Source organism: Kordia periserrulae (assembly GCF_003054265.1).
GTDB classification, from domain to species: Bacteria; Bacteroidota; Bacteroidia; order Flavobacteriales; family Flavobacteriaceae; genus Kordia; species Kordia periserrulae.
In genome coordinates this window covers 213,813-233,797 of record NZ_QBKT01000006.1, presented here as the reverse complement: position 1 = coordinate 233,797, position 19,985 = coordinate 213,813, and the positions used below count along the sequence as shown (strand labels likewise).

Annotated in this window: 19 protein-coding genes; 9 read left to right on the top strand and 10 right to left on the bottom strand. The window is 37.6% G+C overall.

Translation table 11 applies throughout. The annotated features are described in order from the left end of the window. The first annotated feature begins 60 nt into the window (after positions 1-60). From mscL to C8N46_RS13750, 7 genes are all read left to right on the top strand, one after another. On the top strand, positions 61-468 hold the full coding sequence (mscL, locus tag C8N46_RS13780) for a large conductance mechanosensitive channel protein MscL (RefSeq protein ID WP_108115486.1): 408 nt from the start codon (positions 61-63) through the stop codon (positions 466-468). 174 nt (positions 469-642) lie between these two features. Beyond that, positions 643-1,632, top strand: a complete 990-nt coding sequence (locus C8N46_RS13775) for an aspartate-semialdehyde dehydrogenase (protein WP_108115485.1) — start codon at positions 643-645, stop codon at positions 1,630-1,632. Between the two features lie 184 nt (positions 1,633-1,816). Then, positions 1,817-2,212 (top strand): DoxX family membrane protein, encoded by a 396-nt coding sequence (locus C8N46_RS13770; protein ID WP_108115484.1) that lies wholly within the window; start codon positions 1,817-1,819, stop codon positions 2,210-2,212. 127 nt (positions 2,213-2,339) lie between these two features. After that, positions 2,340-4,499, top strand: coding sequence for a prolyl oligopeptidase family serine peptidase (locus C8N46_RS13765; RefSeq protein WP_108115483.1), 2,160 nt, complete (start codon positions 2,340-2,342; stop codon positions 4,497-4,499). Positions 4,500-4,735: 236 nt separating this feature from the next. Next, positions 4,736-5,683, top strand: a complete 948-nt coding sequence (locus C8N46_RS13760) for an ABC transporter ATP-binding protein (RefSeq protein WP_108115482.1) — start codon at positions 4,736-4,738, stop codon at positions 5,681-5,683. Between the two features lie 217 nt (positions 5,684-5,900). Further along, positions 5,901-7,013: a hypothetical protein gene (locus tag C8N46_RS13755; RefSeq protein ID WP_108115481.1), complete on the top strand. Its 1,113-nt coding sequence runs from the start codon at positions 5,901-5,903 to the stop codon at positions 7,011-7,013. A 24-nt stretch (positions 7,014-7,037) separates the two neighbouring features. Then, positions 7,038-10,076, top strand: coding sequence for an FG-GAP-like repeat-containing protein (locus tag C8N46_RS13750; protein ID WP_211314498.1), 3,039 nt, complete (start codon positions 7,038-7,040; stop codon positions 10,074-10,076). Positions 10,077-10,346: 270 nt separating this feature from the next. Here C8N46_RS13750 and C8N46_RS13745 read toward each other — a convergent pair whose 3' ends face one another. The 9 genes from C8N46_RS13745 to pdxA form a co-directional block, all read right to left on the bottom strand. Continuing rightward, the gene (locus C8N46_RS13745) at positions 10,347-10,796 is read right to left on the bottom strand and encodes a 3-oxoacyl-ACP synthase (RefSeq protein WP_108115480.1); all 450 of its coding nucleotides are present in this window, start codon (positions 10,794-10,796) and stop codon (positions 10,347-10,349) included. Further along, a complete protein-coding gene (locus C8N46_RS13740) occupies positions 10,793-11,905 on the bottom strand; it encodes an NAD(P)/FAD-dependent oxidoreductase (RefSeq protein ID WP_108115479.1) in 1,113 nt (370 codons plus the stop codon). The genes C8N46_RS13745 and C8N46_RS13740 overlap by 4 nt, the downstream gene beginning before the upstream one ends. A 1-nt stretch (position 11,906) precedes the next feature. Continuing rightward, positions 11,907-12,512, bottom strand: a complete 606-nt coding sequence (locus tag C8N46_RS13735; protein WP_108115478.1) for a hypothetical protein — start codon at positions 12,510-12,512, stop codon at positions 11,907-11,909. 152 nt (positions 12,513-12,664) lie between these two features. After that, the gene (gene accC / locus C8N46_RS13730; protein ID WP_108115477.1) at positions 12,665-14,014 is read right to left on the bottom strand and encodes an acetyl-CoA carboxylase biotin carboxylase subunit; all 1,350 of its coding nucleotides are present in this window, start codon (positions 14,012-14,014) and stop codon (positions 12,665-12,667) included. An 88-nt stretch (positions 14,015-14,102) separates the two neighbouring features. Beyond that, positions 14,103-14,597, bottom strand: coding sequence for an acetyl-CoA carboxylase biotin carboxyl carrier protein (gene accB / locus C8N46_RS13725; RefSeq protein ID WP_108115476.1), 495 nt, complete (start codon positions 14,595-14,597; stop codon positions 14,103-14,105). Between the two features lie 20 nt (positions 14,598-14,617). After that, on the bottom strand, positions 14,618-15,616 hold the full coding sequence (locus tag C8N46_RS13720) for a beta-ketoacyl-ACP synthase III (protein ID WP_108115475.1): 999 nt from the start codon (positions 15,614-15,616) through the stop codon (positions 14,618-14,620). A gap of 174 nt (positions 15,617-15,790) precedes the next feature. Then, positions 15,791-15,991, bottom strand: a complete 201-nt coding sequence (gene rpmF / locus C8N46_RS13715) for a 50S ribosomal protein L32 (protein ID WP_108115474.1) — start codon at positions 15,989-15,991, stop codon at positions 15,791-15,793. Positions 15,992-15,999: 8 nt separating this feature from the next. Further along, a complete protein-coding gene (locus C8N46_RS13710) occupies positions 16,000-16,539 on the bottom strand; it encodes a YceD family protein (protein WP_170110087.1) in 540 nt (179 codons plus the stop codon). A gap of 74 nt (positions 16,540-16,613) precedes the next feature. Continuing rightward, positions 16,614-17,660: a 4-hydroxythreonine-4-phosphate dehydrogenase PdxA gene (gene pdxA, locus C8N46_RS13705; protein ID WP_108115473.1), complete on the bottom strand. Its 1,047-nt coding sequence runs from the start codon at positions 17,658-17,660 to the stop codon at positions 16,614-16,616. 59 nt (positions 17,661-17,719) lie between these two features. Between pdxA and C8N46_RS13700 the strand changes: the two genes are divergently transcribed. Continuing rightward, positions 17,720-18,316 carry a riboflavin synthase gene (locus C8N46_RS13700; RefSeq protein WP_108115472.1) on the top strand — a complete coding sequence of 199 codons (597 nt, stop codon included), beginning with the start codon at positions 17,720-17,722 and terminating at the stop codon, positions 18,314-18,316. On the opposite strand, the gene C8N46_RS13695 is transcribed toward C8N46_RS13700, so the two are convergent. After that, a complete protein-coding gene (locus C8N46_RS13695; protein WP_245896862.1) occupies positions 18,317-18,454 on the bottom strand; it encodes a PID-CTERM protein-sorting domain-containing protein in 138 nt (45 codons plus the stop codon). A gap of 363 nt (positions 18,455-18,817) precedes the next feature. Here C8N46_RS13695 and C8N46_RS13690 point away from each other — a divergent pair, with 363 nt between their 5' ends. Then, positions 18,818-19,984, top strand: a complete 1,167-nt coding sequence (locus tag C8N46_RS13690; RefSeq protein WP_108115470.1) for an efflux RND transporter periplasmic adaptor subunit — start codon at positions 18,818-18,820, stop codon at positions 19,982-19,984. The last annotated feature ends 1 nt before the right edge of the window (position 19,985 follow it).

Sequence of the window (19,985 nt, the reverse complement as noted above, 5' to 3'; positions counted from 1 at the left end):
CATTGAAAACTACCATAATTTTCACTACTTTTAATTCAATAATAACTAACAATACACATTATGTTAAAAGAATTTAAAGATTTTATCATGACAGGAAATGTTATCGATTTCGCTGTCGCAGTAATCATGGCTGGAGCTATGGGTCTTGTAATTAACGGATTTGTAGCAGACATTGTAATGCCAGTTGTGGGACACTTTTCTGGTGGAGTTGACTTCGCAGACATGAAAATTGTACTAACCGAAGCCGTTGCAGATGCTGACGGAAAAATTACTACTCCAGAAAATGCAATTCGTTATGGTAAATGGATTAACTCTATTATCAGCTTAATCATTGTAGGTTTTGTAATGTTTATGATTGTAAAAGCATACAACAAAACACGCAAAAAAGAAGAGCCAAAACCAGAAGCGCCAAAAGGACCAACTCAAGAAGAGTTACTGACACAAATCAGAGACTTATTGAAAAAATAATTTTTATCAAAATACACTATACAAAGCCACTCCGTAAAGAGTGGCTTTTGTGTTAAATGTAACTTTTTGTGAAATTTTTGATATTTGGAAAAATTTATCGTTTTTACGCAAGATTTATTCCTAATTTTACCAACAATTAAATTGAATGTAGCTTAAAAAACTAAAAATATACAAATGAAAGTAGCAGTTGTAGGTGCCACAGGAATGGTGGGAACCGTAATGTTAAAAGTATTGGCTGAGCAAAATTTTCCTGTAACAAGGTTAATTCCCGTAGCTTCGGAACGTTCTATTGGAAAGGAAATTTCGTATGAAGGAAAAGCCTATCCTATTGTAAGCATGCAAGATGCCATTGATGCCAAACCTGATATTGCACTATTTTCCGCAGGCGGAAATACATCGTTGGAATGGGCGCCAAAGTTTGAAGCTGTCGGAACAACGGTCATCGATAATTCTTCTGCTTGGCGTATGGATGCTTCTAAAAAATTAGTCGTGCCAGAAATCAACGCGAATCAATTGACTGCTTCTGATAAAATTATCGCCAATCCCAACTGTTCTACCATTCAAATGGTGGTTGCATTGGCGCCATTACACAGAAAATACAAGATAAAACGCATTGTCGTTTCTACCTATCAATCCATCACAGGAACTGGTGTAAAAGCCGTACGTCAACTAGAAAATGAGTACGTTGGTGAAAAAGGTGAAATGGCATATCCGTATCCAATTCACAGAAATGCCTTGCCGCATTGTGATGTGTTTGTAGAAAACGGATATACAAAAGAAGAAGTAAAATTGGTCAACGAAACCAAAAAAATATTAGATGACAATACTATTGCCATTACCGCAACTGCCATTAGAATTCCTGTTGTTGGTGGGCATTCTGAAAGTGTAAATGTTGAATTTGAAAACGATTTTGACTTGGATGAAGTGCGTCAAATTCTTCACAATGCGCCAGGAGTCGTAGTACAAGACAATCCTGATGTCAATGTATATCCGATGCCAATTTACGCTGAGGGAAAAGACGATGTATTTGTCGGAAGAATTCGCCGCGATGGCTCACAACCAAATTCGCTTAACATGTGGATTGTATCGGATAATCTTCGCAAAGGCGCTGCAACCAATGCGGTACAAATTGCACAACATTTGGTAGCGCATCAATTGGTATAATTTTATAGAAATAAAGCGATATTAGCTGTCTTGAAGATTTCACTTTTAGACAGCTTTTTTTATGCAAAAAACTGAAATATAAATAGTTATTTTATCTAAATGATGTTTTTAATTGTCGAAAATAGTTGTTAAATCTACTATCTTTTTTTACCTTAATAGTACACTAACACAAAACTCAACACCTATGGACTCCAACTTCACCAAAATTATCCGTTTCATACTAGGATTAATTCTTATCGTATTTGGTGCTAACAAGCTCCTTATGATTTTTATGGAATCTGGTTTTTTACCACAACCTTCTATGCCACCAAAAGCAGGCGAATTTATGGGCTCACTTAATGCTTCTGGATACATGCTACCTATTGTTGGCGCTTTGGAAGTCTATGTCGGAATATTATTGATTCTAAAAAAATGGGTGCCTTTTGCGCTTATTTTATTAGCACCGATTTCTGTCAATATTTTACTATTTCACTTCTTTTTAGATTTATCTGGCGGAATGATTGGCGCACTCGTTGTAGCTACGTTAAACGGAATATTAATTTACAAGCATTGGTCGCAGTTTAAACCACTGTTTTATTAAAAAATCTTAGCATTTTGTTAAAAACCGCTTTCAATTCACGGAAGTGGTTTTTTTTATCCTAAATTTGAAAGAAACCAATTTTTGTGTAGTTAATATTAATTTCGCACAAAACTAAATACCACACTCAATGAAACAATTGTTAAAAATTAGTTGTCTCGCAGTACTATTCTTCTCTTGCGAGGAAAAACCAGAAAAAAACGCAATTACAGTGACATATCCCGAAACACAACAAAAAGAAGTTGTTGACACCTATTTTGAAACTGAAGTAAAGGATCCGTATCGTTGGTTGGAAGACGATCGCTCAAAAGAAACGGAAGCTTGGGTAAAAGAACAAAACAAAACTACCTTTAACTACTTAGACCAAATTCCATATCGTGATGCGCTTAAAAAACGCTATACAGAATTAATTAATTACGAACGCATCAGTGCGCCATTTAAGGAAGGTGAATACACGTATTTTTACAAAAATGATGGTTTGCAAAATCAATCGGTTATTTACCGACAAAAAGGAGATGAAGAAGCAGAAGTATTTTTAGACCCGAATACATTTTCTAAAGATGGCACTATTTCACTTGGAAGCGGATTGAACTTTTCAGACAATAAAGAAATTATAGCCTATTCCATCTCTGAAGGTGGAAGTGACTGGAGAAAAGTAATCATCATGGACGCTGCTTCTAAAGAAATTTTAGAAGATACCTTGGTAGATATTAAATTCTCTGGAATTTCTTGGAAAGGAAACGACGGATTCTACTATTCTAGCTACGACAAACCAAAAGGAAGTGAACTTTCTGCCAAAACAGATCAGCACAAATTATACTATCACAAATTAGGAACACCTCAAAAAGAGGATAAAGTTGTGTATGGTGCGACACCTGAGGAAAAACACCGTTATGTTGGTGGAGGCGTCACGGAAGATGGCAACTATTTGTTCATTTACCCAAGAGTTTCTACCTCAGGAACTAAGCTGTTAATGAAAGATTTGACAAAACCAGCAAGTGATATTATTACAATTTTAGACAATACAGAAACAGACTCGTATGTGATTGAAAGTGTAGGTTCTAAACTCTACATCTTGACCAATATGAATGCACCAAATCAAAAAGTTGTTACGGTAGATGCGTCCAATCCAGCACCTGAAAATTGGGTAGATTTCATTCCAGAAACTAAAAATGTGTTGAGCATTTCTACAGGATCAGGGTATTTCTTTGCTTCCTACATAGTAGATGCAGTTACAAAAGTATTGCAATATGATTACGATGGAAAATTAGTTCGCGAAGTAAGCTTACCAGGCGTAGGAACGGCAAGCGGATTTAGTGGCGAAAAAGAGGATGAAGTATTGTATTATTCGTTCTCAAACTACAAAACACCATCAACAACCTATGCATACAATCCAGAAGATGGTACATCAAAAGTATACAGAAAACCAGGCATCGATTTCAATCCAGACGAATACGAAAGTAATCAGGTATTCTACACGTCAAAAGATGGCACCAAAGTTCCGATGATTATTACGCACAAAAAAGGCATTGAACTCAACGGGAAAAACCCAACCATCTTATACGGTTATGGCGGATTCAACATTTCGTTACGTCCATCATTTAGCACTGCAAATGTAGTTTGGATGGAGCAAGGCGGAATTTACGCAGTAGCCAATCTTCGCGGTGGTGGCGAATATGGAAAAGAGTGGCACGATGCTGGAACCAAAATGCAAAAGCAAAATGTATTTGATGATTTTATCGCTGCGGCGGAATATTTAATTGCTGAAAAATATACGTCAAGTGATTTCTTAGCCATTCGCGGTGGTTCTAATGGTGGTTTGCTTGTAGGTGCAACCATGACACAACGTCCAGATTTAATGAAAGTAGCTTTGCCAGCAGTTGGTGTGTTAGACATGTTACGTTATCATAAATTTACAGCGGGCGCAGGTTGGGCGTACGATTACGGAACTGCGGATGATAGCAAAGAAATGTTTGAATACTTAAAAGGCTATTCGCCAGTACACAATGTAAAAAAAGGTGTGGAATATCCAGCAACGATGGTTACTACAGGCGATCATGATGATCGTGTAGTTCCAGCACACAGTTTCAAATTTGCTGCAGAATTACAAGCCAAACAAGCAGGAAACAATCCAACGTTGATTCGTATTGAAACCGATGCAGGACATGGCGCAGGAACTCCAATCACAAAAACCATTGAACAATATGCAGACATTTATGGCTTTACGCTGTTCAACATGGGCTTTAAAGAATTGCCAAACAAAGCGGTTTTAGAAGAATTTAAAAAGTAGTGAAATTCATTTTTAGGCAATCTTAAAAAATAAAAATTAAAACTAACCGTCAAGTTGAAAATACAGCTTGACGGTTTTTCTTTTGAACATATACAAATAGCGAGTGCCAACGAGCCAAAGAAAAGTCTAAAATCCAGATTCCTGACTCTTGACTCTTCATTCCTGAATCCAGATTCTACCCCAAAAATAGCATATCAAAGATTATCTCCGTATTTTTGTATTTCTAAAAAATTGCCATGCTCAAGGTTCAACGAATCTCCTTTTCGTATATAGAAAACACACCTATTTTAAAAGACATCTCTTTTGAAATTCCACAAGGCGCGCATGTGTCTATCATTGGCGAAAGTGGCTGTGGAAAAAGTACGCTGTTAAAGCTGATGTATGGTTTGCACGATGTAGACGAAGGCGAAATTTTTTGGCAAGATGAGCAAATCCTTGGACCGAGTCACAACTTAGTGCCGGGGTTTGAAAAGATGAAATATGTGGCGCAAGATTTCGATTTGATGCCGTACACTACTGTTTCAGAAAATATTGGAACGCATCTTTCCAATTTCTATCCCGAAAAAAAACAACAACGCATTGACGAACTATTGGATATGGTTGAAATGTCCGCGTTTGCGAATGTAAAAACAAAACTACTCAGCGGCGGACAACAACAACGCGTAGCACTAGCCAAAGCCTTAGCACGTGAACCTGAAGTATTATTGTTGGACGAGCCGTTTAGTCATATCGACAACTTTAGAAAGAATGCGTTGCGCAGAAATCTATTCAGCTATCTCAAAAAAGAAAACATCACTTGCATTGTCGCCACCCACGACCGAACCGACGCATTAGCATTTGCAGACACGACAATTGTACTAAAAAAAGGAACACTCATCACAAAAAGCGATTCTAAAAATCTTTACAAAAATCCGCCGAACAAATATGTAGCTTCCTTGTTTGGCGAAGTCAACGAATTACCCGCAAGTTTATTTCCAGAAATTGAAACGGAAAAGGAAACCGTTTTAATATATCCGCATCAACTCAAAGTTTCCGAAACTTCTGAATTTAAGGTAACAGTGCGCAAAAGTTACTTTAAAGGCAGTCATTATTTGGTATTGGCGAAGTATGAGAATTTTGTGGTGTTTTTTGAGAGTTTGGAAGCGTTGGAAAATGGTTTTGAGGTTGGGTTGGATTTCGTTTAAAAGCAACATATTTTCAATTTATTAAAAATCAATATTGTAGTACAAAATTCATAGTGAATTATAAAAAATACTACAAAAGCAATCACTTCCAAAAATAATTAAAACCAAAAGGTAGGATAAATTTCTTCTCAGTTGTTTTATTAAGTGAGTAACTCACTAAGTATCAATCAAAACAATTGATATTTTTACTATATTAGTAGGCTAACTAAACTAAAATATGATCAAAAAACTACGTAAAATTGCTGTATTAGCAGTACTTTCTGCTACCCTATTTTCTTGTAAAGACGACAACGATCCAATGAATCCACCATCATCTATGGACGACGATTACATTCCGATTCCAACGTCTCCTGTAAATTTGGATATGGACGCATTTCCGTTCAACACGCTGTCAGAATACAACTTTTTTGAAGGTGAAATGAAAAACCAAACGCCTGTCTTAGGTGTGATTCCATACGAGCCCATTTCAACACTTTTTACCGATTACGCCAAAAAGAAGCGTTTTATATGGATGCCTGACGACGTGCAAGCAACCTATGCGGCAGATATGGAACTTATCAACATGCCTGTAGGAACCATTTTAATTAAAACGTTTTACTACAATAATGTCCAACCAAGCAACACAACGCGCATCATAGAAACGCGTTTAATGCTGAAAAAAGCAGACGATTGGTATTTTGCAGATTATGTATGGAACGATGAACAAACCGAAGCAACATTTAGTCTCGATGGTTCCTTTACCAATGTAGAATTTATGGAAGCGGGCGAAATGAAAACGACCAACTACAGAATTCCGTCCGAAGTAGAATGTTTTACCTGTCACAAAAGCGGTACGGCGTCTGTTCCTATCGGAGTCAAGCCGCAAAACCTCAACAGCATGTACGACTATGCAGACGGAACTGAAAATCAACTGCAAAAATTTATCAACGAAGGCTATTTAGAAGACAACTTACCAAATACCATCAACACCGTAGTAAACTGGAGCGACGAAACACAACCAATAGACTTACGTGTTCGCTCGTATATCGATATCAACTGTGCGCATTGTCATCAAGAAGGATCTCATTGTGATTACAGACCTGTTCGTTTTGCTTTTGACGAATCGGGCGACCCTAACAACTTAGGTATTTGTATAGATCCTGATACAGAAATTACGGGAATGATTGATATTGTAACGCCTTCGCTCAAAGAACGTTCTGTAATGTATTACAGAATCAATACAGAAGCCGAAGAATTCAGAATGCCATTACTCGGAAGAAGCATCATCCACAAAGAAGCTGTACAAATGATTGGGCAGTGGATTGATGGCTTAACCACAGAATGTGAATAAAAACTAACAACGCAACCAACACTTATGAAAAAAATTACGCTATTATTCAGTTTGCTAGTATCTTGCTTTTTTGCAGTAGGGCAAACTACAGTCAACTGTGCTTCTGGTCCAGTAAACACAACCTATTGTTATACAAATAATGATACCACAAGCTTTGTTTTTACAAGTTCTGATGGTTCCGATTTACAAGTTACCTTCAATGCGGGACAAGTAGAAAATACGTGGGACGAATTGATTGTCTTAGATACAAACGGCACAGAACTTTACAATGGTTATGGTAACGCAGGAAACTTGGCAGGACTCACTTTTCAATCCAATGGAGATACGATTACAGTTTCTATCAACTCAGACGTAACTATTAATTGTGCTGATAACAGTTACACACCTTGGGATTTTGATGTAGCCTGCGCAACCTGTACCAACCCAACAGCTGCCTATGCTATTGTTGACGATTGTACAAATAGCGGTGGGTTTTTAGTAAATGTAAATGTAAGCGATTTAGGCTCAGCAACCTCCTTGACCATTTCAGACAATCAAGGAAGTACAAACCAAGCATTAGCTGCTACTGGAATGGTGCAATTTGGTCCTTTTGCTAACGGAACAAATGTTGTCATAACAATACAAAACGACCAAGATTCGAACTGTATAGTAAACAGTAGCGCTATTACACAAAGCAACTGTCCGCCGCAAGCGCCTGTTGGTGTAACGTGTGGTTCTGGTTCTTCTGTGTATCTTTTTACGGAAGAATTTGATACTGTCTCTGGCTGGACAGGGAATTTAAATAATGGAAATGGTTCATGGGAGATTCCTAACGATTCAGGCTCTGGTGGAACAGGTCCTGATGCGGCTTTCAGCGGTAGTAGTTTTATGAATTATGAAGCTTCTGGAGGAACATCAGCAACAGCTTCTGCGATCAGTCCTGCAGTAGACCTTTCTTCTGCAACTGACGGCGCAGAACTTTCCTTCTATCTTCACGCGTATGGAGCTGATATGGGAACATTGGAAGTAGGTGTGAAAACTTCTATTAGTGGGCCTTTTACATCCTTATTTACGCAAACAGGACAAATACAAACAAGCGGTGCTGAAGCTTGGGTTCCTGTAGGGATCAATTTGGATGCCTATTTAGGACAAGTTATTTATATAGAATTTCGTCATACTGGAACTGGAACTGGTTTTGAAGGCGATATGTCTATCGATTTTGTACGTGTAGAAACCTGTGGCTCGTTTTGTATTGCGCCTTCTAGTTTAGTAGCATCAGCTATTACACAAAACTCGGCTACCGTTTCTTGGTCTGCCAATAGTGGCGAAACTGCTTGGGAATACGTTGTACAACCTGCAGGAACAGGAATTCCATCAGGTCCCGGAACTGCGGCAAGCACTACGAGTATCAATTTATCGTCGTTAACGCCAGCAACAAACTATGAAGTATATGTACGCGCTATTTGTGGGTTGGATTCCAGTATTTGGGGCGGACCGTTGAATTTTTCAACCTTAGTGCCACCACCACCAGCAAGTTTTACAACCTCAACCGTAAGTACGAGTGGAACTCAGAGAGCTGCTGTAGATATGAATGGCGACTTTTTAGACGATGTGGTTTCTATAACTTCAACAAATATTAACATCTTTTACCAACAAGCTTCAGGTGGTTTAAGTACAACGCCAGTAAATATTACTACCACTACTGCCGACTTTACACCTTCGTGGAGTTTGGCTGCTGCCGATTATGATAGAAACGGATTTACCGATTTATTATACGGCGGTGGAAATGGTGTAACCTTTATGAGAGCTAATGCTACAGGAACGGCTTTTACTGAAATTTCAGGACCAGAATATGTATTCTCTCAGCGTTCAAACTTTGTCGATTTGAATAATGACGGACATTTAGATGCTTTTGTATGTCATGATGTCGATCCGAATGTGTATTATACGAATGACGGAAGCGGAAACTTAACATTCAACCAAGGTGGATTGGGTGATGATGCCGGTGGAGGAAATTATGGTTCTATCTGGATTGATTATGACAACGACCGCGATATGGACATGTTTATTGCGAAATGTCGTGGTGGCGCTACGACCATCAACATCAATGAAATGCACGAAAATGACGGAAGTGGAAACTTTGTAGAAGTAGCTTCTGCGCTGAATTTGGCAGATCCAATTCAAACATGGTCTTCTGCTTGGGGCGATTTTGATAATGATGGCGATATGGATGTGTTTGTAGGTGCAAGTTCAACTACCAACGGAACACACAAACTCATGCGAAACAACGGAAATAGTACGTTTACAGATGTTACAGCTTCTTCTGGAATTTTACCAGCATTGACCAATACAGGAATTGAAAATGCTACCTACGACTTTGATAACGACGGAAATTTAGATATTGCCTCTAACGGAAGTATTCTATTCGGAAATGGCGATATGACCTTTACAGTGTACGACAATGTCATTGCTGGAAATAACGGTTCTTTTGGCGATATGAACAACGACGGATTCATTGACGCTATCTCGGGAACGACTTTATACACAAATAACACAAATAGCAACAATTGGGTGAAAATTACCACCACAGGAGTCGCGAGTAATATTAACGGAATTGGTGCTAGAATTGAAGTACATACTGCCGCAGGAACACAAATTCGCGATGTGCGTAGTGGAGAAGGCTTCCGTTTTATGAGCACACTAAACGCACATTTTGGTATAGGAACAGAAACTACGATTAACAATATTGTGATTTACTGGCCATCAGGAACGATTGATAATTTGGTAAATCCTGCTATCAATACGCATCATATCATTACCGAAGGACAAACCTTAAGTATTGAAGATGAAACGTTGGAAAGTGTTGCCATTCATCCAAATCCTGTGGGGAAAATTATGAATATCAACAGTCCTGTGAATTTGGTAGGGAAAATTGCTACGATTTTCAACATGGAAGGAAAGCGCGTGATGAATTTAAAACTCACAGAACATTCCATTGATGTATCAAGATTGCAAACAGGAAACTACATTCTACGTTTAGAATCGGAAGGAAAAATATTTACGCAGAAGTTTATCAAACAGTAAATAGTTTTTGAATATCATATACAACTCCAATGCTGTAAAAGGTGTTGGAGTTTTTTTTGATAAGATAATTAGACACGCTTATACTTTAGATTTTTAGACTTGTTAGAGTTTTTATACTTTGTCATTCCTGCGTAGGCAGGAATCCACTTCGCATTATTGTTCAACTTGACAAATATTAACACATCCTAAAGGTGAAGCATTCTAAGAGTACTGAGCAAAGGCGAAGTACAAGTCTAGATTCCTGCCTACGCAGGAATGACAAATGAACTATTAAATGACCTTCTCAATCACAAACTCCTGATTTCGAAACGAAACTGCATCACCTACTTTTTTACCTAGTAACAATTTCCCAATCGGTGTGTTGGTGGCGATGGCGTAGAATTTTTCATGATTAACAGTAATTTCACCGACGCTTACAGAGATAAAGTAATTGGCTTGTGATGTATATACAACACTTCCCAAACAACCTTGAGAAGCTTCTGATTGCGGATTAATTTTGAAGAGAATTTCTTTTACTTTCTGAATTTCTGCCAATTGATTGCCCAACTTTTCACGCTCCAATTGCAACATGGCGCGACCTGTTTCGTGTTTGTCGCCCGCAGAACTTTTGGTTTCCGACAACATCGCTTCTTGAATGCCTGAAAAATGCTCTTGAATATTGGTTTGTCGCTCGTTGACAATTTCCAAACACGCATTGTATAACGTTTCTTTTATGGTCATATCAACTCTGCTAATTCTTTTCCTACCAAACTTCCAATTGCAACGCCCATTCCGCCTAAGCGAACGCCGCAAAATACGTTTTCAGAAAGTGGTTTTACAATGGCTTTTTTCTGTGAACCGACGCCCATAATACCACTCCAACGATGTTCAATTTCGAAATCTGTATTAGGTAAAATAGTGGTTTTTAAAAGTGCTTCCAGCTTTTGCTGAATCAACTCGGTATTTGCGAATTCTGTCGTTTTTTCGCCTTCAAAATCTAAATTTCGTCCACCGCCAAATAGAATACGGTTGTCAATATTTCGGAAGTAGTAATAGCCTTTGTCTAAGTGAAATGTGCCTTTGATGTGTAAATTTTCAATCGGCTTGGTAATCAATACTTGTGCGCGTGCGGGTTGTACGTTTTCGTTGAGTAATTGCGACGCAAATCCGTTGGTGGCAATGAGTAATTTTTTCGTGTAAAAGTCAAATTGATTTGTTTGTATTTGCACTGCATTTCTGGCTTCCGAGAATGCATCTACCGAAACGGAATTTAAAATGTGAATGTGCTGAGAAACGGCTTTTTGCAATAAGGCTTGCATCATTTTTCCTGTATCAATTTGCCCTTCAAACTGATTAAAGATATAACGCGACTGAATGTTTTCAAACTGAAATATATTGTCAACTTCACTAAAGACATTTCCATCAAAAACCGAATACAGTAACTGATTGATGTGTTCTTTTTTCGCCAAACATGCTTCGTACAGTGCGGTATCTTCTTCCGTAAACAATTCATAACCTCCTAAACCTTGATAATCAATCGTTGCATCACCTAAGGTTTCTCGAAGCAATTGCAAGCCTTCTACGCGCCTTTTGACAAGGTTTACGACTTCTGCCTCCGAATGTGTGTTTAGGTCGTCTAAAATCTCTGAGAGGCTTCCAAAACAAGCAAAACCAGCATTTTTTGTACTCGCGCCTTGTGGCAGGATTCCTTTTTCTAGCACAATAATTTTAGCGGTAGGATATTGCTTTCGAAGTTGCAACGCGCAATTCAATCCCACAATACCGCTTCCTACAATGGTAAAATCAACATTGCTTAACCACGTTTTATATTCCCAATAACTTAGTTGCATATTACGACGTACTAATTGGCAGTAATTTTGGACCAAGATACGCATACCATAAAAATAAACTCAACACACTCGCGGGAAAAGCAATGAAAAGTACTTGTAAGCGTTCTTTTTTGCCAAATATTTTAAAGAAAGTGTAGATTCCCAATCCGCAAAAGATAAAAAATGGAATGAATGACAGTAAAAATTCGCTCTGAAAATAAGGTAAAGATACTACGAAATACTCCAATTCTTTTGCTATATAGAAACAAAAAATAACCACATAAACCCAATACTGTGTTTTGAAGATGTTGCTTTTTCTGGTTTTTAAGAATAAAATCAGCCAAAAAAGTCCTGAAACGACTAACCGTAACCAATAAGCACCAATCACTTGAAAAAAATGTCCGTCTTCTTCGTACGTTCTTAGTTTGCTAATTTCTTTACAACCTATCAATTCACCCAGAAAGTTATAGGTATAAATTTCTGTAACGATTCCGCCCATGAAAACTTGATCATAAACATAAGTAAGCGTATTAAAAAATTGTGTTTTGAGTGGAAAGAAAAACAAAAACAGTACAAAAATAAACGTCGCTTGTTTGTTGATGAAAAGTGATGTAATTCTTGAAGTCATTCAATTATAGTTATTATTAACTTTTTCAAGATAAAGCTTTTAAAAAAGCTTTTGTGTGAAAAGAATGGTAAAATTATGCTAGATGTTAACGCAAAAAAACTCCCCATGTAAAGTACATGAGGAGCTTTTTTAATCTATTTTGAAATTGAGATTTACTCTGCTTCTGGTTGCATTTCAAAGTCTTCCATGAATTTTGTTGTGTAATTTCCAGCCACATAATCAGGATGGTCCATCAATTGTCTGTGGAATGGAATGGTGGTTTTGATACCTTCAATTACGAATTCATCCAACGCACGCTTCATTTTGTTAATCGCTTCTTCACGTGTTTGTGCTGTGGTGATTAACTTCGCAATCATAGAATCGTAGTTTGGTGGAATGGAATATCCAGCATACACATGCGTATCTAAACGAACTCCGTGTCCGCCTGGCGCGTGTAATACCGTAATTCTTCCTGGAGAAGGTCTAAAATTGTTATATGGATCTTCCGCGTTGATTCTACATTCAATAGAATGCAAGTTTGGCGTATAGTTTTTCCCCGAAATTGGCACGCCTGCTGCTACTAATATTTGCTCACGAATCAAATCGAAATCAATTACTTGCTCCGTAATTGGATGCTCTACCTGAATACGTGTGTTCATTTCCATGAAGTAGAAGTTTCGATGCTTATCCACCAAGAATTCTACCGTTCCGGCACCTTCATAGCTGATATATTCTGCAGCTTTTACCGCAGCTTCTCCCATTTTTTGACGCAAATCGTCTGTCATGAATGGCGAAGGCACTTCTTCGGTTAATTTTTGGTGACGACGTTGTACTGAACAATCACGCTCAGACAAGTGACATGCTTTTCCTGTAGAATCACCAACCACTTGAATTTCAATGTGTCTTGGTTCTTCAATCAGTTTTTCCATGTACATATCGTCATTTCCAAACGCAGCTTTTGATTCTTGTCGCGCCGAATCCCATGCAGGTTTTAAATCTTCTGGTTTCCATACCGCACGCATTCCTTTTCCACCACCACCAGCAGTTGCTTTTAGCATGACAGGGTATCCAACTTCTAAAGCTAATTTTTCACATTCTTCAAAATTGGCAATGATTCCATCACTTCCTGGGACACACGGAACGCCAGCTTCTTTCATGGTTGCTTTTGCAGTAGCTTTGTCTCCCATTTTAGAAATCATTTCTTCACTGGCTCCAATAAATTTGATATTGTGTTCTTCGCAAATTTTTGAGAATTTGGCGTTTTCAGATAAGAATCCGTATCCTGGGTGAATGGCATCTGCATTGGTAATTTCTGCAGCTGCGATAATGTTAGACATTTTAAGGTACGATTCGGTACTTGGTGCAGGACCAATACATACGGCTTCGTCTGCAAAACGTACGTGAAGGCTATCCACATCGGCTGTAGAATAAACCGCAACCGTTTTGATTCCCATTTCTTTACAGGTTCTAATTACTCTTAAAGCAATTTCACCTCTATTGGCAACTAATATTTTTTTAAACATCTTTTGAAATTTTAAATTTTGAAATTAAAATCTGTAACTTTTTGAGCGGTACATTTTGTGGTGTACTTCAAGTAGTATTTAAAATTTCTTAGGATGGATCAACTAAGAATAATGGTTGATCAAATTCTACAGGTGAAGCGTCATCTACTAAGACTTTCACGATTTTTCCTGAAACTTCTGATTCAATTTCGTTGAAAAGTTTCATTGCTTCAATCACACATAATACACTTCCTTCAGAGATAGAAGCTCCAACCTCAACAAATGCAGGCTTGTCTGGAGATGGTTTTCTGTAAAAAGTACCAATAATTGGTGATTTTATAGTAATATATTTTGAGTCGTCGTTTGCTGCTGGTGCAGGAGTTTCCGATGCTGCAGGCGCCGCAGGTTGTGCTGCAGGTGCTTGTGCTTGCTGTTGAGGGATTCCAGCCATTGGAATTTGTTGCACTACAGTTGTTGTTTCGCCTTTATAATCGCCACTTCCAGTTTTAATAGTGATTTTTACATCTTCCATTTCAAGTTTTACTTCACTTGCTCCAGATTTGGCTACGAATTTAATTAAGCTTTGAATTTCTTTTAAATCCATGAGATAGGTTTTAGTCGTTTCTAGTTAGAATTATATGCCCATTTAAGGTAAATAGCGCCCCAAGTAAATCCGCCACCAAATGCAGCAAATATGAGGTTATCTCCTTTTTTGAGTTGTTTTTCATAGTCATGCAAACAGAGTGGCAACGTTCCAGAAGTAGTATTTCCGTAGCGTTGAATGTTCATCATCACTTTACTTTCATCTACGCCCATACGCCTTGCAGTGGCATCAATGATACGTTTATTGGCTTGGTGAGGAACCAACCATTGTACGTCTTCATTCGTCAGATTATTATCTTCCATGATTTTGGCACTCACATCTGCCATATTGGATACTGCGAATTTGAAAACGGTTTTTCCGTCTTGAAAAACGGTATGTTGTTTGTTTTTTACAGTTTCTTCAGAAGCTGGCAATATAGAGCCACCAGCATCAATTTTTAGGAATTCACGACCAATACCGTCACTTCGTAAGTATTCATCTTGCAATCCTAGTCCTTCTTCATTGGGTTCAAATAAAACAGCGCCTGCGCCATCACCAAAAATGATACACGTAGCTCTGTCTTCATAATCAATAATAGAAGACATCTTATCAGAACCAATTAACAATACTTTTTTATAGCGTCCAGATTGCACATAGCTAGCTGCCGTAGACATTCCGTATAAAAAACTAGAACACGCTGCTTGCAAATCGAACGCAAACGCATTGGTAGCACCAATTTCAGTAGCTGTGTATACAGCAGTAGAAGCAACAGGCATGTCTGGCGTAGCAGTGGCTACAATGACCATGTCTATTTCTTTTGGATCTAGGTTTTTCTTTGCTATAAGGTCTTGTGCGGCTTTGATTGCCATATATGAAGATCCCGCGCCTTCTTTTTTAAGAATTCTGCGTTCTTTGATACCTGTTCGAGTCGTAATCCACTCGTCATTTGTATCAACCATTGTTTCAAGTATCTTGTTGGTCAATACATAATCAGGAACATAGGCTCCTACAGCGGTTATTGCTGCTGTAATTTTGGTCATACCTTAACGTTGGTTTTGTTGATTTTTAACAAAAATTCATTAAAAATTAAACGAAATTACTAAAATTCTCCGATAATCACGGCAAAATATGTCGTTTTTACAATTTTAACAAAAAAACGAGCAAATAAAAAACTCTCACGAAAGTGAGAGCTTTTATGACGAAACATGTGTGTGTTATGCTAAGTTTTCTTCTGTTGTATTGTCAATCAATACTTTTCCTCTGTAATACAATTTACCTTCGTGCCAGTGTGCTCTGTGGTATAAGTGTGCTTCACCAGTCGTTGGGCACGTAGCAATTTGAGGAGCAGTAGCTTTATAGTGAGTTCTTCTCTTATCTCTTCTTGTTTTCGAGATTTTTCTCTTAGGATGTGCCATTTTCTATATTATTTATTATCCGTTAATAGTTTTTTTAATGTATTCCAACGAGGATCAATATCCTCTTCAGTTTCTTTTTTTTCTGTACCAGGTTGTAATTCTTCTAGCTTTTCGAGTATTTCAGATTGCAATGTGCCATCTGCAATACCAGGATGAATTCGTTTGGAAGGAACTGCCAACACAATCATTTCATAGATGTACTGCGCAACGTTAATTTCATATTCGCCATGAGGAACAATCAAAATTTCTTCATTTTCATCGTTGTATTCATGTCCAAACTTTACAATTAAGTTTAGGTTTCCTTCAATAGGCTGCTCGTAAGGTTCATTCGTTACATCACAATTTACATTTACCGTACCTGTAGCTTTGAATGAAAGCTCTAGCATGGTAGTTTTTTTGTGAAAGTCTAATACAACACCTACAGCGGCATTATTAAATTCATCAAAATCAAAAAGTTCAAAGAACGTATTATCAATTTGATAATCAAACTGGTGTTTTCCTTCTTTTAATCCTATAAAAGGAATTGTAAAGTCCTTTAGTACCATCATCTTAAACATCAGTTTCGAGCGTGCAAAGATATAAATTTTTTTATAGCAACGTAAAGTTGTCAACATTTTTTTGTTTATATCTTGCTTGGCTGCTTTTTTAAAGGGTTTTTAGCGAGTTTTTTATACAGTTTTCGACTTCTAAAAATCTGTATTCCAGTGAATACTGCTTCTTTGAACGAATTGTGATCTGCTTGATTTTTTCCAGCAATTTCGTATGCTGTTCCATGATCGGGCGATGTACGCACTCTATTGAGTCCTGCCGTAAAGTTAACACCTTGCCCAAACGACAATGTTTTAAACGGAATCAACCCTTGGTCGTGATAGGCTGCCAAAATAGCATCAAAGTTTTTATAATTGCTCGATGCAAAGAAACTATCAGCCGCATACGGCCCAAATACCAACTTTCCTTCTTTTTTTATTTTTTCTAAGGTTGGTTTTAACACCTCATCGTCTTCTATACCAATGACACCGTTGTCTCCTACATGTGGATTAATGCCTAACACGGCAATTTTTGGTTTGCTGATGCCGAAATCCTGTTGTAGTGTTTTGTAGATAACGTTTACCTTCTTCTCAATCAATTCAGGTGTAATGGCTGCCGATACATCTTTTACCGCAACATGATCGGTTAACAACCCAACACGAAGCGTATTGCTTACCATCAACATTAAACTATCACCTTCTAAGGTTTGCCCTAAATAATCGGTATGTCCAGGAAAGGTAAACTCTTCCGACTGTACATTGTGTTTATTGATAGGAGCTGTGACCAAAATATCAATCGTGCCTTCCTTTAAAGCCTTCGTAGCTTCTACAAACGATTCTATTGCAAACTTCCCAGCTTCTTCTGTGGGCTTTCCATATTCAATCGTAATTGGGTCTTTGGTAATATTTACGACATTTATTTTTCCATGCTGCGCGTTTTCAGCACTTGAAACACCATGAAAATTGGCTTGTATGTTGAACTGCTTTTTTTGAAATGATAGAATTTTTGTAGAGCCAAAAATAACAGGCGTACACAATTCGAGCATCCTATTGTCTTGAAAGGTCTTTAAAATAACTTCTGTTCCAATACCGTTTAAGTCACCAACCGAAATCCCTACTTTTATTTTTTCCTCTTTCTTCATGTATGTGATTCAGACTTTTATTTCTTAATTTTACCTGCAAATTTAACGAAATTAATACGATGTTTACAGGGATTATTGAAGAATTAGGTATCATTACACAATTAGAACGCGAAAAAGAAAACCTACACATAACGGTTCAAAGCAGTTTGACGCACGAATTGAAGATTGACCAAAGCGTAGCACACAACGGAGTTTGCTTGACTGTTGTCGATAGAAATCTCGATGAAAACACATACATCGTAACCGCCATTCAAGAAACACTTGAAAAAACGAATTTAGGAACTTGGCAAGTAGGTAATCGTGTCAATTTGGAACGTGCTATGAAACTCGGCGATCGTTTAGACGGACATATTGTTCAAGGACATGTAGACCAAATTGCAACGTGTACTTCTGTAGAAGAAAGCGATGGCAGTTGGTATTATTCGTTTGAATATGATGCTTCACTAAATAACATTACCATTGAAAAAGGCTCTATTACCGTAAATGGTACAAGTTTGACAGTAGTAAATTCGGGAAGAAATACGTTTTCAGTAGCTATCATTCCATATACGTATAGCCATACGACTTTTCAATATTTGAAAGTTGGCTCCATTGTAAATTTGGAATTTGATGTTATAGGGAAATATGTTGCAAGACTTCAGGGGCTGACGAAGTAGTTAATTTTTCAACTTTTTCCGTATACCATACAAAACTCCAGCAGCTAGTACACCTACAAGACCTGCATCAATCGGGAAACCCGGTGGTGGTGGTGGTCCTGGCGGCGGCGGTACGATTTGGGCGTGTGTTACTGTCACAAAAGCAACTGCTAGTATAACAAAACACAACAGGGACTTTAGGTTTAATTTTGCCATAACGGTGTAAAAGTATAAAATTATGGGGTTTGACAAAACATTTTATGTTATATCATTGCAAATTTATCCATGAAATAACATAAAATTTCGTCGAAAGCGTCTTTTTCTTCAATTTCATATACGTAATTTTCTTAATTTAGGATTTTTCCATGAACGAAATATAAAAATCTTTCCCCATTTTTCAACTGTTTTGCTGACAAAAATACATTTTGTATTTGTTTTTTCATTAATTAAGTTTTTTTTAAGAAAGTTAGACATAAGTTATAGATAAATTTGCAGTCTAACCATCTAAAATATTCCCATCAGATGCGAAAAGTAATCCTTTCGATAGTAGGATTGTTATTTATAGTTGGCGCATTTTTGTATGCTCAAAAATTGATTGCCGACAAAAAACGACCTAAACCTGTTCCTAAAAAAGTTGTAAAAACCGTCTACACAGACACTATTACCAACACAACAATTCCAATTGTGGTTCCCGCCAATGGAAATTTAGTCGCCAAAAGACGCGTAGAATTGTACGCAGAAGTACAAGGCATTTTTAGAGGAAGCAACAAACTTTTCAGACCTGGACAAAAATACCGTCAAGGAGAAACTCTAATTCGTATTGATGCTGCCGAATACCGCGCTAGTGTACAAGCTGCCAAAAGTAATTTGTACAATTCCATTGCTGCAATTATGCCCGATTTACGATTGGATTTTCCAGAAATATATCCAAAATGGCAAAATTATTTAAACCGTTTTGATATTAACAAAACGATACCAACATTACCAGAAATGACTACCGAAAAAGAAAAATACTTCATTACAGGTCGTGGTATTGTTTCTAGCTATTACAATGTTAAAAATCAAGAACAGCGTTTGGTAAAATATACCATTCAAGCGCCGTTTTCAGGTATTTTGACGGAAGCATTGGTCACAGAAGGTTCGCTGGTTCGAAATGGACAAAAATTAGGAGAATTTATTGACGATTCTGTCTACGAAATGGAAGTCGCGCTCAGCAAAACCTATGCTACACTACTAAAAGTAGGCGAAAAAGTAACGCTGAACAATCTTGAAAATACAGAAGCATTCTCAGGAACCGTTTCTCGTGTCAACGGAAGTATTGATCCTACCACACAAACCATTACAGCCTATATTGAAGTAAAAGATAATAGACTTAAAGAAGGCATGTATTTGGAAGCACAACTGAATGCAAAAAACGAAGAAAACGCCATTGAAATCAGTCGAAACTTATTATTGGAAAGTGAGGAGATTTTTGTAGTTAGAGACAGTATCTTAGACCTTATCGACGTTAAGCCCGTGTATTTTTCAGACAAAAAAGTCGTGTTGAAAAACATTCCTGATGGTACCATTATTCTTTCCAAGCCTGTTCCTGGAGCGTATGCAGGAATGGCGGTAAAAGCTTTTGGAACAGAGGATAAAGAAGACAAAAAAGAGACTTCTGCAAAAGATTCATTAAACACTAAAAAATAGG